At 73.4% G+C, this 15451-nt stretch carries 13 protein-coding genes; 8 read left to right on the top strand and 5 right to left on the bottom strand.

The window, feature by feature from the left end:
* Positions 1-334 precede the first annotated feature (334 nt).
* A complete protein-coding gene (locus tag B207_RS0102810) occupies positions 335-1906 on the top strand; it encodes a phytoene desaturase family protein (RefSeq protein ID WP_018634990.1) in 1572 nt (523 codons plus the stop codon).
* Here B207_RS0102810 and B207_RS0102805 read toward each other — a convergent pair.
* The gene (locus B207_RS0102805) at positions 1868-2584 is read right to left on the bottom strand and encodes a CDP-alcohol phosphatidyltransferase family protein (RefSeq protein ID WP_018634989.1); all 717 of its coding nucleotides are present in this window, start codon (positions 2582-2584) and stop codon (positions 1868-1870) included. The genes B207_RS0102810 and B207_RS0102805 overlap by 39 nt on opposite strands.
* A gap of 25 nt (positions 2585-2609) precedes the next feature.
* Between B207_RS0102805 and B207_RS0102800 the strand changes: the two genes are divergently transcribed.
* A complete protein-coding gene (locus tag B207_RS0102800) occupies positions 2610-2861 on the top strand; it encodes a hypothetical protein (RefSeq protein WP_018634988.1) in 252 nt (83 codons plus the stop codon).
* A gap of 243 nt (positions 2862-3104) precedes the next feature.
* Here the strand turns inward: B207_RS0102800 and metF are convergent, their stop codons facing one another.
* Both metF and B207_RS0102790 read right to left on the bottom strand, forming a co-directional pair.
* Positions 3105-4007, bottom strand: coding sequence for a methylenetetrahydrofolate reductase [NAD(P)H] (gene metF, locus B207_RS0102795; protein WP_018634987.1), 903 nt, complete (start codon positions 4005-4007; stop codon positions 3105-3107).
* A gap of 238 nt (positions 4008-4245) precedes the next feature.
* Positions 4246-4932 carry a DUF4097 family beta strand repeat-containing protein gene (locus B207_RS0102790; protein ID WP_018634986.1) on the bottom strand — a complete coding sequence of 229 codons (687 nt, stop codon included), beginning with the start codon at positions 4930-4932 and terminating at the stop codon, positions 4246-4248.
* A gap of 133 nt (positions 4933-5065) precedes the next feature.
* Between B207_RS0102790 and crtI the strand changes: the two genes are divergently transcribed.
* The 5 genes from crtI (at position 5066) to B207_RS0102765 (ending at position 11165) form a co-directional block, all read left to right on the top strand.
* Positions 5066-6586 (top strand): phytoene desaturase family protein, encoded by a 1521-nt coding sequence (gene crtI / locus B207_RS0102785; protein ID WP_018634985.1) that lies wholly within the window; start codon positions 5066-5068, stop codon positions 6584-6586.
* Between the two features lie 137 nt (positions 6587-6723).
* On the top strand, positions 6724-7923 hold the full coding sequence (locus B207_RS0102780; RefSeq protein ID WP_018634984.1) for an AAA family ATPase: 1200 nt from the start codon (positions 6724-6726) through the stop codon (positions 7921-7923).
* 149 nt (positions 7924-8072) lie between these two features.
* Positions 8073-9137: a DUF58 domain-containing protein gene (locus B207_RS0102775; RefSeq protein ID WP_018634983.1), complete on the top strand. Its 1065-nt coding sequence runs from the start codon at positions 8073-8075 to the stop codon at positions 9135-9137.
* A complete protein-coding gene (locus B207_RS0102770; RefSeq protein ID WP_018634982.1) occupies positions 9134-10093 on the top strand; it encodes a VWA domain-containing protein in 960 nt (319 codons plus the stop codon). Before B207_RS0102775 ends, B207_RS0102770 begins: the two co-directional genes overlap by 4 nt.
* 31 nt (positions 10094-10124) lie before the next feature.
* Positions 10125-11165 carry a phytoene/squalene synthase family protein gene (locus tag B207_RS0102765; protein ID WP_018634981.1) on the top strand — a complete coding sequence of 347 codons (1041 nt, stop codon included), beginning with the start codon at positions 10125-10127 and terminating at the stop codon, positions 11163-11165.
* On the opposite strand, the gene serS is transcribed toward B207_RS0102765, so the two are convergent.
* The gene (gene serS, locus B207_RS0102760; protein WP_018634980.1) at positions 11138-12400 is read right to left on the bottom strand and encodes a serine--tRNA ligase; all 1263 of its coding nucleotides are present in this window, start codon (positions 12398-12400) and stop codon (positions 11138-11140) included. The genes B207_RS0102765 and serS overlap by 28 nt on opposite strands.
* Positions 12401-12587: 187 nt before the next feature.
* Between serS and B207_RS0102755 the strand changes: the two genes are divergently transcribed.
* Positions 12588-13445 (top strand): peptidylprolyl isomerase, encoded by an 858-nt coding sequence (locus B207_RS0102755; RefSeq protein ID WP_026310596.1) that lies wholly within the window; start codon positions 12588-12590, stop codon positions 13443-13445.
* Between the two features lie 25 nt (positions 13446-13470).
* On the opposite strand, the gene B207_RS0102750 is transcribed toward B207_RS0102755, so the two are convergent.
* Positions 13471-15261: a DEAD/DEAH box helicase gene (locus B207_RS0102750; protein ID WP_026310595.1), complete on the bottom strand. Its 1791-nt coding sequence runs from the start codon at positions 15259-15261 to the stop codon at positions 13471-13473.
* Between the last annotated feature and the right edge of the window lie 190 nt (positions 15262-15451).

Here is a 15451-nt window from a genome sequence, read left to right as displayed (position 1 = left end):
TGGGATGGATCTTCGTGGGTCCTGCCGTCGCCGCCGCGAGGGGTTCGCGGGCCGGGCTGGTCGGCTGTCTGGCCGGTCTGGTGAGCCGGGCCATCGCCGCCCGCCGCACCGGCGGGCGCTGCTGGCCCGACGCGGTGGCCCATCCGTTGTCCGTCTGCCTGCTGGGCCACCTGACGGTGCTGTCGTGGTGGCGGCGCGGGCGGGGCACCGCGCGGTGGAAGGGACGTCCGCTGCGGCCCGCGGCAGCGCAACCGGCACCAGCAGCGCAACCGGAACCGGCGGGACAGCCGGAACCGGGAGAGCCGCCGGAACAGCCGTGCGTAGGGTCGGGAGCATGGCGGCGGTCGTGGTGGTCGGAGCGGGTGTCGGCGGGCTCGCGGCCGCGGCCCGGCTCGCCGCCGCCGGGCACCGGGTCACCGTCTGCGAGGCCACCGACAGTGCCGGCGGGAAGCTCGGCTGGTACGAACGCGACGGCTACGGGTTCGACACCGGGCCATCCCTGCTGACCATGCCCGAGGTCTTCGAGGACCTGTTCGCCGCGACCGGCGGTCCGCTCGCGGCCGCTGTCACGCTGCGCCGCCTGGACCCGATCGCCCGTTACCGCTTCGCGGACGGCACCACCCTGGATGCCCACTCCGACGAAGCCGCCTTCCTGGCGGAGCTGGACGCGCGGCTCGGGGCCGGCACCGGCGAGCAGTGGCGCCGCCTCGACGGCCGCGCGCGCCGTGCCTGGGCGGCGTCCGAACAACCGTTCCTGCACAACCCGGTCTCGCTGCCGGCACTGGCCGGTCTGGCGGTGCGGCGCCCGGGGGCACTGGCGGCTGTCGCCCCCGGCGCCACCCTGCGCGGCCTCGGCCGCCGACACCTGACCGACCCCCGGCTGCGGATGATGCTGGACCGGTACGCGACCTACACCGGCTCCGACCCGCGGCGGGCCCCGGCGGTCCTGGTCACGGTGCCGCATGCCGAGCGCCGGTTCGGCGGCTGGTACGTCCAGGGCGGGCTGCGCCTGCTGGGGCGGGCGATCGCCGGGCGAGCCGCCGAGCGTGGCGCGGTGATCCGCACCGGTACCCCGGTCGCCCAGATCACCCGGACGCCCGGCGGGCGAGTTGACGGTGTCCGCCTCGCCGACGGTGTCCTGTTGCCCGCCGACATCGTCGTCTCCGGGGTCGACGCGGCGAGACTCTACGAGGGGGCGCCGGCCGAGCGCCCCGGCCGGCGGGGCGCCCGCCCGCTCGTCGATCATCCGGCCAGCCGGCGGCGGCTACGGCGGCTCGCCCCCTCGCTGTCCGGTTTCGTGCTGCTGCTGGCGCTCCGCGGGCGGACGCCCGGTCTGGCCCATCACACCGTGCTCTTCCCCGCCGACTACGACGCCGAGTTCGACGCGGTGTTCGGCGGCAGGCTGCCCCGGGACCCGACGGTCTATGTCGCGGCGCCGGACGACCCCGTGACCGCCCCACCGGGCGACGAGGCCTGGTTCGTGCTGGTGAACGCCAGCCCGCACGCCCACCCGCGGAGCGGTGACAGCACCAGCGACAGCGACGACGGCCACGGCCACGGCCACGGCGGCAGTGGAAGCGGCCTGGACTGGGACCGTCCGGGGCTCGTCGACGCCTACGCACGCCGGATCCTCGACCTGCTGGCGGAGCGTGGGCTTGATGTCCGGGAGCGGCTGCGCTGGTACCGGGCCGTCTCTCCCGCCGACCTGGCCCGCGCGACGGGTGCCCCGGGCGGGGCGATCTACGGCGTGTCGTCCAACGGGCCACGCTCGGCGTTCCTGCGGCCCCGCAACCGTTCCCCGGTGCCCGGGCTGTTCCTGGTGGGTGGATCGGCGCATCCGGGTGGCGGGCTGCCGCTGGTCACCCTGTCAGCGAAGATCGTCGCGGAGATGATCGGGCCGGCCTGAGGCGGTCAGCGCCGCCCGCACCGACAGCAGGTACTGGACGAGCCCGACGGCGCACACCGCCGCGGTGGCGGCGGCGCCCACCGTGGCCGCGGTGGGCGCGTGGTCCGGCACGAGCCCGGCCACCGCCAGCGCCAGCGCCGCCAGGATGACACGGGTGGGGCGTTCCCCGACCGTCACGGTGCCGATCTCGCCGTGACCGGCCCCGGACGCCCGCGCCCGGACGTACTCCAGCATCATCAGCCCGGCGCCGGCCGCGGTGGCCAGCCCGCCCGGTGCGCCGACCAGCCACAGCGCGACCAGGTAGGCGGCGTCGCAGACCCGATCGGTGGCCGAGTCGAGCACATAGCCCCAGCTGGTCACCCTGCGCCGCAGGATGGCCACCGCACCGTCCAGGTTGTCCAGCAGCCCGCTGAGGATCACGACCAGCGGGCAGACCAGCACCCAACGGCCCCCCACCCATGCGGCGGGTATCACCGGCATCGCGGCGGCGGCCGCGGCCGCCGTCACCGCCCCCGGCGCCACGCCGGCCGCCGCGAGCGGCCTGGCCAGGCAATATGTGAGCGTCAACCAGATACGGATCATGGCCGGCCCGGTTCGCGGATCGTAACCACCGTGCAACGCGGCCCATTCGACCAGGTAGGTCTCCCGATCGGGGACTGGGGTACGCACGCCGTCCATCGTGCCCGCGCCGTAAGGTTCCGTCGTGGTATCCGACCAGCCGACCGGTGTCGTCGAGTCCATTGAGGATCTGGACCCCGATCGTGTATTCAGCGCCCACCGCGACCAGGTGATCCTTGCCGTGCGTATCACCCCGGTCTTCAACACCCTCGATCTCGGTCTGGTCACCGCCGTGGTCGATGCGGCGAACCACGCGGGATTCGCTCTCGTGCGGGAACAGACGTTCCGCGACGAATGGCTACTCTGTGTTTTTGACGCTTACGAGGAGCAGGACTGATCCGACCCGTACAGGCACGGAAAGACATCGGCTCCTGACGCCTGGTGGCCGCGCGGGACCGGGTACGAACCGGGTACGAACCGGTCCCGCGGCGGGGCGCCGGGGCAGGCGGATCGCGGCGTTCCGTACCGCCGTGACCGTTCCGCCCGGGGCCGCGCGAACCACGGTCACCAGGCTGTGGGCACGGGAAGGGCGAGCCTGCGGGGAAAGACGAACGCGCCGGAGGATTGAACGTGCCGGGGGTCAGGGGCGGATCGCCTGGTAGATCTCGCGCGTCGCGCTGGACCGGTTGAGCGTGATGAAGTGGAGGCCGGGCGCGCCGCCGGCGAGCAGCCGTTCGGAAAGCTCGGTCGCGACCTCGATGCCAAGGGCACGCACCGCGGCGGGATCGTCAGCGACCGCGTGCAGCCGCGCCGCCAGCGCCGCCGGGAAATCCGCCCCGGACAACTGCGCCATCCGCTTGATCTGCGCGACGTTGGTGACCGGCATGACACCCGGAATGATCGGCACCTCACACCCCAGCTGGCGAACCCGCTCCACCAGTCGGAAATAGTCGTCGGCGCCGAAGAAGAACTGGGTGATCGCGAAATCGGCCCCGGCGTCGAGCTTTCTCACCAGGTAACGCGCGTCGGTGTCCAGGTCCGGCGACCGGGGGTGTTTGTCGGGGAACGCCGCGACCCCGACGCAGAAGTCGCCCAGGGAACGGACCAGCCGGACCAGGTCCTCGGCGTAGGCGAGGCCCTCGGGATGGCGCACCCAGTCCGCCTGCGGGTCGCCCGGGGGGTCGCCGCGCAGCGCCAGCACGTTGCGCACACCGGCGCCCGCGTAGCTCCCGATGACCCGGCGCAGCTCGGCCACCGAATGGTTCACCGCGGTGAGGTGCCCGATCGGAGTGAGGGTCGTCTCGGTGGCGATCCTCTCGGTCACCCGGATCGTCCCGTCCCGGGTCGATCCGCCGGCGCCGTAGGTGACGGAGACGAACGTGGGGTGCAGGGCCTCGATCTCACGCAGCGCCGTCCACAGCTGCCGCTCACCCTCCGCCGTCTTCGGTGGGAAGAACTCGAAGGAGAAGGACGTACGACCCGACGCCAGGCACTCGGCCACCGTCCTGGTCGTCGCCCGCGCCATGTTCCCGACCGCCGTCATGAGAGGGAGCCCTTCATGCAGAAGAGAGTAATCCGGCGGCGCTGATGTCCGGACACGGCCCGCCGGCTCCGGGCACGGCTCCCGCGGCAGCTCCGCTCGAGGCACCCGCCGCGGCATGCCGCACCCGGAACTCCCGTGAGGGCAGGCAGATCCGGGCGGAGCCCGACGCTGAACCCGACGCGGAGCCCCGGGTGGAAACGGGACGCTGATCCGCCCGGGCCCGGCGGCGAGGCGGGCGTCAGATCCGGACGGGACCCTGGGGCGAGGCGGCCCTGATCCGAACCCTGCCGGCGAGGCTGCGCGCGAGCACCCGGCGGCCGGATCCGGGCACGCTCGGCAGCTCGACGCCTGCCAGCTGCGGGTTGCCGGTCTCGACCTCGATCCCGTAGTCGGCCTCGGGCAGGACGAGGGTCACCATGCCGTCGTCGCTCACCGCGGAGAGGTTGTCCGGTGGCCCGTCGAAGTGCAGGTTGACATCGCCGGACTGGCTGCGGGCGCTGATCCGGGAGCCGGTGAGCTCACGCCCGGTGATGCCGCCGCTCTCGGTGACCAGCAGCAGATCGCCGGCGGCGCCCCAGAGGGTGATCTCCCCCGTCCGGACCTCGGCCCGGACCTTCGTCCCCCGCGGCAGCTTCAGCTTGGCCACCGCGTCGCTGGCCTTGCCGTCGAGGCGCAGCACCTCACCCGATCGGGTCAGGGTGGGCCGGGCCCGGCCCGGACGTCGCTTCGCGGTGAGCTCGATCCGGGCGTCCCGGCGGTCGTACTCGCCGATCTCGACCCGGCCGGCGGCGAGCCGCACCTCGACGGCCCGCACCTCGTCCACCGTGGTCTCCAGCCGCTCCGGCGGCATGCGGAGCAGGACGAAGGCGCTCGCAACCACCACCAGCAGCACGATGCCGAGTACGACGACAACGAGATCGAACACGACACCTCCGGACGCCGGAACCCTCGGCGGGCCCGCCTGTTCGCCGACGGTCGAACGCTACTCTTTCCCCCGGCCGGCGGACCGTGCCGGGGAAGCACTCCGGTGTGACCTCCGAGCGGCGGGAAGGACGTCCATGCGAACGGTGACCGGACCGACGGACCATGTGGTGATCGTCGGGGCGGGGCTCGGTGGGCTGTCGGCCGCGCTGCGGCTGACCGGCGCGGGCCGCCGGGTGACCGTGCTCGAACGGGGCGACGCGCCGGGTGGGCGGGCAGGTGAGCTCCGGCTGGGCGGCTACCGCTTCGACACCGGGCCCACCGTCCTCACCATGCCGGAGCTGATCGCGGACGCCTTCGACTGTGTGGGCGAGGATCTCGACCGGTGGCTGGACCTGCGCCGCCTCGACCCGATGTACCGGGCGCGGTTCGCCGACGGCTCGGTGCTGGACGTCCGCGCCGACCCGGCGGACACCGAGCAGGAGATCCGCGACCTGTGCGGGCCGGCGGAGGCCGCGGGCTTCCGCCGGTTCACCCGCTTCGCGACCCGCATGTTCCGCGCACAGCTGCGGGACTTCATCGACGCCCAGGTCGACTCGCCACTCGCGCTGCTGCGCCCCTCGCTCGCCCGGGTGGCGGCGCTCGGCGGGTTCCGGCGGCTGGACACCGTGGTCGGACGCCACCTGCGCGATCCGCGGACCCGCCGGCTGTTCTCCTTCCAGTCGATGTACGCGGGCCTGGACCCGCACGACGCCCTCGCCCTGTACGCCGTGATCGCCTACATGGACTCGGTCGCCGGCGTCTACCACGTCGACGGCGGGCCGCACGCGGTGGCGGTGGCCATGGCGGCCGCCGCGACCCGGCACGGGGCGACCTTCCGCTACGGCACCGAGGTCAGCCGGGTCGAGGTCCGCAACGGGCGCGCGGTGGCCGTCCACACCGCCGACGGCGACCGCGTGGCGGCGGACGTCGTGATCCTCAACCCGGACCTCCCGGTGGCCTACCGGGAGCTGCTTCCCCCGTCGGCCGCACCGGCGCGACTCGGGCGGCTGCGGTACTCGCCGTCCTGTTTCCTGCTGCTCGCCGGGGCACGGGTGGCCCACCCGGAGACCACCCACCACACGATCCACTTCGGCAGCGCGTGGCGGCGCACCTTCGAGGAGATCATCCGGCGCGGCGAGCTGATGAGTGACCCGTCCTTCCTGGTGAGTACTCCTTCGGTGACGGAGCCGTCCGCCGCACCGGCCGGGGCGCACAGCTACTACGTGCTGTTCCCCACCCCGAACCTCACGGCGCCGCTGGACTGGTCGGTCCTCGGCCCGCGCTACCGCGACGAGGTCGTCGCCACCCTGGAGCGCTCGGGCTATCCCGGCTTCGGCGCGGCGATCGAGGTGGAGCAGGTCACCAGCCCGGCGGACTGGCGCGAGCGCGGCATGGCCGCGGGCGCCCCGTTCGCGGCCGCCCACACGTTCACCCAGACCGGCCCGTTCCGGCCGGGCAACCTGGCGCCGGGCCTGGAGAACGTGGTTTTCACCGGGAGCGGCACCCGCCCCGGCGTGGGGGTGCCCATGGTGCTGATATCCGGCCGGCTGGCTGCGGAACGGGTGCTGGGCCGCGACCGCGGCTACCGGTCGCGGGCACTGATCGACATCAGCTGATTCCGGTAGGTGTCCGGCGCGTTTCCCGCCGGCATTAAGTGAGAAGTTCCTGAAGGGCACCTTAGAAGAGCCTTCCCACCACACTATCCCGAGTCCTTGGGCACTCAATTCCGTCTGCTGTCTGGGAAGATGGCGCCATGAACGAGTGGACGACCGATCCCGGCGTGGCGGCATCCGGCGTCGAGGTGCGGGCGCCCGCCGCGACGGGCTCGGCGGACACCCGCCGACCCGATCCGCCCGCGAACGCCGTGGCCGACGACGCCGCGCTGCTGGAACGGGCCCTCTTCGAGGTCAAGAAGGTCATCGTCGGCCAGGACCACATGGTCGAGCGCATGCTGGTCGCCCTGATCGCCCGCGGGCACTGTCTGTTGGAAGGCGTGCCCGGGGTGGCCAAGACCCTGGCCGTGCAGACGCTCGCGACGGTGGTCGGCGGCTCCTTCGTGCGGATCCAGTTCACCAGCGACCTGGTTCCCTCCGACATCATCGGGACGCGGATCTTCCGCAGCAGCCGCGAGATGTTCGACATTGAGCTCGGCCCCATATTCGCCAACTTCGTTCTCGCGGACGAGATCAACCGGGCTCCCGCGAAGGTGCAGTCGGCACTCCTCGAGGTGATGTCGGAACGGCAGGTCTCGCTCGGCGGGGTAACCCATCCACTGCCGCTTCCCTTTCTCGTCCTGGCCACCCAGAACCCGATCGAGTCCGAAGGCGTGTATCCGCTGCCGGAGGCCCAGCGCGACCGATTCCTGATGAAGGTGACGGTTCCCTACCCGACCTCCGGCGAGGAGCTGGAGATCGTCCGGCGGATGGGGGTGCGGCCGCCGACCGCCGAGCCCGTCCTCGACCCGGAGGCGCTCCTGCGGCTGCAGCACCGTGCCGACGACGTGTTCGTGCACCACGCGATCACCGAGTACGCCGTGCGCCTCGTGCTCGCCACCCGCGCACCCGCCGAGGTGAACCTGCCCGACCTCGCCGGGCACCTGGCCTACGGCGCCTCGCCGCGTGCCTCACTCGGCCTCATCGCCGCCGCCCGGGCACTCGCCCTGCTCCGCGGCCGTGACTACGTCGTCCCCGACGACGTGGCCGCGGTCTGTCTCGACGTCCTCCCGCACCGCCTGGTGCTCTCCTACGAGGCGCTGGCCGAGGGGCTGACCGCCGAGGAGATCGCCGGCCGCATCCTCGAGGCGCTGCCCCACCCGCAGATCGCACCCCGCCAGCAGAGCGCCACGGACCGCGGCGGGCACTTCCCCCCGCCGCCGATGACCCACTCCGGCCGCTGGCGCACCGACCCCAGGACCGGCTTCCCCGAGTACTTCGACAGCGGGCCGGCCCAGTGAAAACCCCCGGCGGGCGACGTCGCGGGGCCCGCCCGGAGGGGCCGCCCCCGGGCGATACACCGGCTCCCGGTCCTGCGGCTCCCGGTCCTGCGGCGGCTCCCGGTCCTGCGGCGGCTCCCAGGAACGCGCCGCCCCCGCCCCGGCCGGGCGTGCTCGTCCAGCCGTCGGTCACCTCGCCGTCCGTGGAGCGCACGCTGCGCCGCCTCGAGATCGCCGTGACCCGCCGTCTCGACGGGATGCTGCTCGGCGAGCACCTGGGCCTGCTGCCCGGGCAGGGCACCGAGAAGGCCGAGAGCCGCGAGTACCACGTCGGCGACGACGTCCGCCGGATGGACTGGGCGGTCACCGCCCGGACGACCGTTCCGCACGTGCACGACCTCGTCGCCGACCGGGAGCTGGAGACCTGGGCGCTGGTCGATCTGACGGCCAGCCAGGAGTTCGGCACCACCTCCCTGCGCAAGCGGGACCTGGCGATCGCCGCCACCGCCGCGGTCGGCTTCCTGACCGCCCGGACCGGCAACCGGATGGGCGCCGTGGCGCTCACCCCGACCGGCCCGCGGCTGATTCCCGCCCGGCCGGGCCGCCAGGGGCTGCGGAGCCTGCTGCGGACCCTGCTCTCCGTCCCGGAAGGCGCTCACGACCGGCCGGCCCGGCAGCCCGATGCCGGCGCGGCCACCGACCTCGCGGCGGCGATCGCCGAGCTGGACCGCCCGCGCCGCCGCCGTGGTCTCGCCGTGGTCGTGAGTGACTTCCTCTCCACCGACCTGAGCTGGGAGCGGCCGATGCGGGTGCTTTCCGCCCGCCACCAGCTGCTGGCCGTGGAGGTCCTCGACCCGGCCGAGCTGATCCTGCCGTCGGTGGGCCTGCTGCCCGTCGTGGATGCCGAGACCGGCGCGCTGGTGGAGATCCCGACCGGATCCCGGCGGGTGCGCGACCGGTACCGCGAGGCGGCGGCCGAGCACCGGGCCCAGGTGGAGCTCGCGCTGCGCCGGGTCGGCGCGGCGCACCTGGTCCTGCGGACCGACTCGGACTGGCTGGTCGACATCGTGCGCTTCGTCTCCACCAGCCGGACGACCCGCGGTGCCGCGCGCCGGCCGCCGGCCGACCGCGGGAACCTCGGGGGCGCCGGGAGGGCACCGGCGCCGCCCCGCTCCGGTGCCACCGGTGCCACCGGCCGCCCCCGCGGCCTCGCCGGGCGGGTGGCCCTTCCTTGAGCTTCCTGGCTGGCCACTGGCTGTGGCTGTTCGTGCTGGTGGCCGCGCTCACCGCGGCCTACATCGTCCTGTCACGGCGCCGCCGGGTGTACGCGGCCCGGATGTCGTCGACCGCGATGCTGTCAAGCGTGCTGCCGCGGCGGCCGCAGTGGTGGCGTCGGCATGTTCCGGCGGCGCTGCTGCTGCTCGCCCTGGCCGGTCTGGTCATCTCGCTGGCCCGCCCGGCGCGGGCCGAACGGGTCCCCCGCGAGCGCGCGACGATCATCCTGGCGATCGACGTGTCGAACTCGATGGCGGCCACCGACATCCAACCGACCCGGCTCGAGGCCGCCAAGCAGGGCGCCGAGGCCTTCGTCGACCAGCTGCCGCCGCGCATCAACCTCGGGCTCGTCTCCTTCGCCGGCTCGGCGGCCGTCCTCGTCCCCGCGTCGACCGACCGGGAGGCCATCCGCTCCGGCATCCGCGGGCTGCAGCTCGGCCCGGCGACCGCCGTCGGCGAGGGCATCTTCGCCTCCCTGCAGGCGATCACCACCGCCGGGCAGCGGATGTCGGACGAGGGCCAGCCGCCGCCCCCCGCCGCCATCGTCCTGCTCTCGGACGGCGAGACCACGCGCGGACGACCGAACACCCAGGCGGCGACGGCGGCGAGGGACGCCGAGATCCCCGTGGACACCATCGCCTACGGCACCTCCGACGGGAGCCTCGACGTCGGCGGGCAGGAGATCCCCGTGCCGGTGAACGAGGACGCGCTGCGCGAGCTCGCCGAGCAGACCGGCGGTTCCTACCACCGGGCGACATCCGGTGACGAGCTGGAGTCGGTCTACCGGGGCCTGGGCAGCTCGATCGGTTACCGCACCGAGTACCGCGAGATCACCGGCTGGTTCGTGGGGCTCTCCTTCCTTCTCGGGATGGGCGCGGCGGCCCTCTCCCTGGCGTTCGCCTCCCGCCTGCCCTGACGGACGGGACGGCCGGCTACTCTTGGCTGCTGTGAGCGCTCTGCGCGGCGAGCTGGACGCCGCCGGCATCTCCGGGGAGCGCCTGCGGGCGTCGTACCGCTGCGCCCGCGAGCTGAACGCCGCCCACGGCCGCACCTACTATCTGGCCACGCTGCTGCTGCCCAGGTGGAAGCGCCCGCACGTGCACGCGCTGTACGGCTTCGCCCGGTACGCGGACGAGATCGTGGACGATCTCGACGCGGCCCTCTCCGATGAGGCCAGGGCGCGGCGGCTGCGGCAGTGGGGCGGCACCTTCCTCACCGCGCTGCGCTCCGACACCGACGACACCGACGGCACCGACGGCACCGACGGCACCGACGGCACAGCAGGTACCGACGGCAGGGCGGGGGCTGGCGGGCTGCCGGGCTCGGCGGAGCCGACCGTGCTGCCGGCCGTCCTGCACACCACCCGCCGGTTCGGCCTGCCGGCGGAGTACTTCGAGGCCTTCCTGACGTCGATGGCCATGGACCTGACAGTCTCCGGCTACGCCACCTGGGACGACCTGATGGTCTACATCCACGGCTCGGCGGTCGTGATCGGCCTGCAGATGCTGCCGATCCTCGAACCCGTCCACGGCGCGGCGGAGCCGTACGCCCGTGACCTTGGTGTGGCGTTCCAGCTTGCGAACTTTCTTCGGGACGTCGGTGAGGACCTGCGGCGCGGCCGGGTCTACCTGCCACAGACGTCGCTGGACCTGTTCGGCGTCACCCGTGAGCGCCTGGCCACCGGCGTCGTCGACGGGCCGGTGCGGCGCCTGCTCGCCCATGAGATCGCCCGCGCCCGGGAGCTGTTCCGCTCCGCCCGGCCCGGTATCCGGCTGCTGCACCCGACGTCCCGGGACTGCGTCTGGACGGCGTTCCGTCTGTACGGCGGCATCCTCGACGAGATCGAGCGGGCCGACTACCAGATCCTGGACCGCCGGGTCGCCGTCGGGGCGGGCCGGCGTCTGGCCGTCGCCGGCCCCGGGCTCGTCCGGGCCGCCCGTTCCCGCCGGGCCGCGCCGGATCAGAGCAGCTCGCGCCCGCCCAGGTAGGGCCGCAGCACCTCCGGGACACGCAGCCGCTGGTCCGCGGTCTGGAAGTTCTCCAGGATCGCCGCCAGCAGCCGCGGGGTCGCCACCGCCGTGTTGTTCAGTGTGTGTGCGAAACGGATGTTCCCCTCGGCGTCGCGATACCGCAGGTTCGCCCGCCGGGCCTGCCAGTCGTGCAGCGTCGAGCAGCTGTGCGTCTCGCGGAAACGGTCCAGCGTCGGGAACCAGGTGTTGATGTCGTTCATCCGGTACTTGCCGAGGCCCATGTCCCCGGTGGCGCATTCGACGACCTCGTAGTGCAGGCCGAGATCGGTCAGGATCCGCTCCGCGGTGGCGAGCAGTTCCGCGTGCCAGCGGGCGGATTCGGCCGGGTCGTTCACACACAGGACGAACTGCTCGACCTTTTCGAACTGGTGCACCCGCAGCAGCCCGCGGACGTCCCGGCTGGCGCTGCCGATCTCGCGGCGGAAGCACGGCGAGATACCGGCGTACCTGATCGGCAGCTGGCTGGCCTCGAGAATCTCCCCGGCGTGCAGACCGACCAGGGCGACCTCGGCGGTACCGGCGAGAAAGGCGTTGTCGGCGGGGATCTCGTAGATCTCGTCGCGGCCCTTCGGCAGCATGCCGGTGCCGACCAGCGGCGCCTCCTTCACCAGCGCGGGCACCGACACCGGGGTGAAGTCCTGGCCGCGCAGCAGGTCCAGCGCGTAGGAGTGCACCGCCCGCTCCAGCATGACCAGATCGCCGACCAGGGCGTAGGCCCGCTCGCCGGAGATCCGGCGGGCACGGGCGAACTCGGCCCAGCCGCGCCGCTCCGCGAGCTCGGTGTGGTCCAGCGGCGTGAAGTCGAACTCCGGCCTGGCGCCCACCGTGCGGATGACCACGTTCGCGGACTCGTCCGGCCCGACCGGCGCGCCCTCCCAGGGGAGGCCCGGCACCAGCAGCATCAGCTCGGCAAGCCGGGCGCTGGTGCGGGCCAGCTGCTCGCGCAGCTCGCGGAGCTGGCGGTCGAACTCGGTGTGCTCGACGCGCAGCTCCGCCCGGCGGGCCTCGTCGGCCTTGGCGAACTGCTTGGCGAAGGACTTGCGGCGCGCCTGAGCCTCGTCGACCTCGAACTGCAGCTTGCGGTTCTCCTGGTCGAGCTGGAGAAGCTCGTCGACGTCGAGGTCGACGCCCTTGAGACGGACGGCGTCCTTCACAACGTCGGGGTTCTCCCGGATGAAGCGCTTGTCGAGCATCAGTTCGTGTCAGCCTTCGCGTCGGGTCCTGGGGCGACGCTATCAGCCACGTCACGACCGTCGCCGTACCCTGTGTGACGGAAGTGGGCTACGGACGGACGCCCTGGACGGACGCTTCGCACGGCCGCCACCGACGGACGCCTCGGACGGACGCCTCAGACGAACACGGAGCGGGAGGCCTGCGAGGGTGTCGAGCACGAGGGAACGGCGGGCGCGTGAGCTGGCCGCCGCGCGGATGGCACGACAGGCGGAGCGCCGGCAACGGGCTGTGGCACGACGGCGGCGCCGGCTGAGCGTGGTCGCCGCGGTGGTCCTGGTGGCCATCGTGGCGTCGGTCGCTGCACTGCTCCTTGTCACCGCCGGATCGGACGACGACGAGGTCAGCGCCACCCCCGAGTCCACCCCGGGCGCGTCGGCCGCCCCGGCCCTGCCGGCCGGCGAGACGAGCAAGGTGGGTGACTGCGTCTACACGGCCTCCGGTGAGGCGCCTTCCCGCGAGGTCGGGCTGCCCGCGGCCGCGCCGGCGGTGAACCGCAGCCCGGCCACGATGGTCATCACCACCGACCAGGGCACCATGACGGCCGCGCTGGACGCGGACAAGGCCCCCTGCACCGTCAACGCGCTGCGTACGCTCGCCGAGGCGGGCTTCTACACCGACACCCCCTGCCACCGCCAGACCGGTGGCGCCGACGCCGGCATCAGCGTCCTGCAGTGCGGCGACCCGACCGGGACCGGCACGGGAGGGCCCGGCTTCGGCTACGCCAACGAGAACACCGAGGGCGTGAACTACAACCGGGGTGTGCTGGCCATGGCGCACAGCAGCCAGCCGGACAGCAACGGCAGCCAGTTCTTCATCAACTACGCCGACCCCTCCCAGGAGGGGGCGTCCGCCCTGGCCGGCGGCTACACCGTCTTCGGCCACATCACCGAGGGCCTCGACGTGCTGGACAAGCTGACCACCCCGGGCGTCAGCGGCGGCGGGTCCGACGGCGCGCCGACAAGCGGGGCGAAGATCCAGTCGATCCAGATCGCCCAGGAGCCCTGACCCCCCGCGCGGAGGCCGTCCGCCGCTATCCCGCCCAGCGGCGGACGGTGTCGATCCGGGCCTGCAGCTGGGCGGCGCTGGCCTGCGCACTCGGTGGGCCGCCACAGGCCCGACGCAGCTCGGCGTGGATCATGCCGTGCGGCTTGCCAGTGCGGTGGTGATGGGCGGCGACCAGCTTGTTCAGGTCCTTCCGCAGCTCACCGATCCGTTCGTGGACGGGCCGCTGCTCCGCCTCGTCGGCGGTCTCGCCCGCCCTGGCCGCCGGGATGCCCGGCCCGGCCGAAGCCGCCGAGGAAGCCGCCGAGGACCGTGCGGCGGCTGCGCGCTGGGCGGCCTCCCGCTGCCGTAGCAGTGTCGCGACCTGGTCGGGCTCGAGCAGGCCGGGCAGGCCGAGGAAGTCCTCCTCCTCCAGCGACCCGGACTGGGCCGGTGTACCGAACTCTCCACCATCGAAGATCACCCGGTCGAGCTCCGCGGACGAGTTGAGCGCGGTGAACAGCGTGTCCGGCTTGTCGGGGGTGTCGCGGCGCCGGTTCGCCTCGCGCAGCGCGTCGTCGTCGAAGGCGTCCGGCTCCCGCTGGGGCTTGTTCAGCGCGTGGTCGCGCTGCGCCTCCATCTCCCCGGCCAGGGCGAGCAGCGACGGCACGCTGGGCAGAAAGACGGACGCCGTCTCCGAGCGCCCGCGCCCGCGGACGAACCGGCCGACGGCCTGGGCGAAGTACAGCGGGGTCGAGGCCGACGTGGCGTAGACGCCCACCGCCAGGCGGGGAACGTCCACCCCCTCACTGACCATGCGGACCGCGACCATCCACCGGTCGGCGGACTCGCGGAACGAGGCGATCTTCGTGCTGGCGGTGGGGTCGTCGGAGAGGACCACGACCGGGGACGTCCCGGTGATGCGGCGCAGCAGGCCGGCGTAGGCCCGGGCGTTGGTGTGGTCGGTCGCGATGACGAGCCCGCCGGCGTCCGGCATGCCACCGCGGCGGACCTGGGAGAGCCGGGTGTCGGCGGCGGCCAGGACCGCGGGCATCCAGTCGCCCCGCGGGTCGAGGGCGGTGCGCCAGGCAGCCGCGGTCTGCTCGTTGTTCAGCGGCTCACCGAGCCGCGCGGTCAGCTCCGCGCCGGCGCTGGTACGCCAGGACATCTCGCCCGAGTAGGCCAGGAAGAGCACCGGACGGACCACACCGTCGCGCAGCGCCTCGGCGTAGCCGTAGCTTGAGTCGGCGACGCTGCGGATCACCCCCTCCGCGTCGGGCAGGTAGGTCACGAACGGAATGGGGTTGACGTCCGACCGGAACGGCGTTCCGGTCAGCGCGAGCCGGCGGGCGGCCGGGCTGAAGGCCTCCCGGACCGCCTCGCCCCAGGAGAGCGCGTCTCCCGCGTGGTGGATCTCGTCCAGGATCACCAGGGTGCGCCGCGCGGCGGTGCGCATGCGGTGCAGCGCCGGGTGCGCGGCGACCTGGGCGTAGGTGACCGCCACGCCGGTGTAGTCGGAGGCGGTCGCGCCCGCGGCGTTGCGGAAGGTCGGGTCCAGGTCGATCCCGGCAGCCGCCGCGGCCACCGCCCACTGCCGCTTGAGGTGGTCGGTGGGCGCGACCACGGTCACCGCCCGGATCTCACCGGCGGTCAGCAGCTCCGCGGCGATCTCCAGGGCGAACGTCGTCTTGCCGGCGCCCGGGGTCGCCACCGCGAGGAAGTCGCGGCCTCCGGATGCGCCGCGTGACCGGTAGATGTCGAGGGCGGCGCGCTGCCACGCCCGCAGCGGCCGGGCCCCCGCACGCGCACGGGGGCCTTGGGGCAGGGGACCAGCTCTCACGACATGAGACTCTATGGCCGCGCACCGACCGGCCGACGGCGCCGCGCGCCCGTCACCGCCCGCAGCAGTCCGGTCTGGTCCGCACGATGATTTGTCGGTTTCCTGTCATCGAAGGACCACACAGGGGGTATCACCGACTTTGCTAACGCAAGGTTAAGCTCCTGACGTCAACCGCTTGACCCGGAGGTAT

It is taken from the genome of Parafrankia elaeagni, assembly GCF_000374165.1.
GTDB classification, from domain to species: domain Bacteria; phylum Actinomycetota; class Actinomycetes; order Frankiales; family Frankiaceae; genus Parafrankia; species Parafrankia elaeagni.
Note: the sequence above shows the minus strand (reverse complement) of the source record. Positions and strands in the feature narration are given on the sequence as shown.

What these genes read in the sequence shown, in the direction of transcription:
- B207_RS0102810 (WP_018634990.1), top strand. Translation starts at nt 335, where the DNA reads ATGGCGGCGGTCGTGGTGGTCGGAGCGGGTGTCGGCGGGCTCGCGGCC.
- serS (WP_018634980.1), bottom strand. Translation starts at nt 12,400, where the DNA reads ATGCTCGACAAGCGCTTCATCCGGGAGAACCCCGACGTTGTGAAGGAC.
- B207_RS0102780 (WP_018634984.1), top strand. Translation starts at nt 6,724, where the DNA reads ATGAACGAGTGGACGACCGATCCCGGCGTGGCGGCATCCGGCGTCGAG.
- metF (WP_018634987.1), bottom strand. Translation starts at nt 4,007, where the DNA reads ATGACGGCGGTCGGGAACATGGCGCGGGCGACGACCAGGACGGTGGCC.
- crtI (WP_018634985.1), top strand. Translation starts at nt 5,066, where the DNA reads ATGCGAACGGTGACCGGACCGACGGACCATGTGGTGATCGTCGGGGCG.
- B207_RS0102805 (WP_018634989.1), bottom strand. Translation starts at nt 2,584, where the DNA reads ATGGACGGCGTGCGTACCCCAGTCCCCGATCGGGAGACCTACCTGGTC.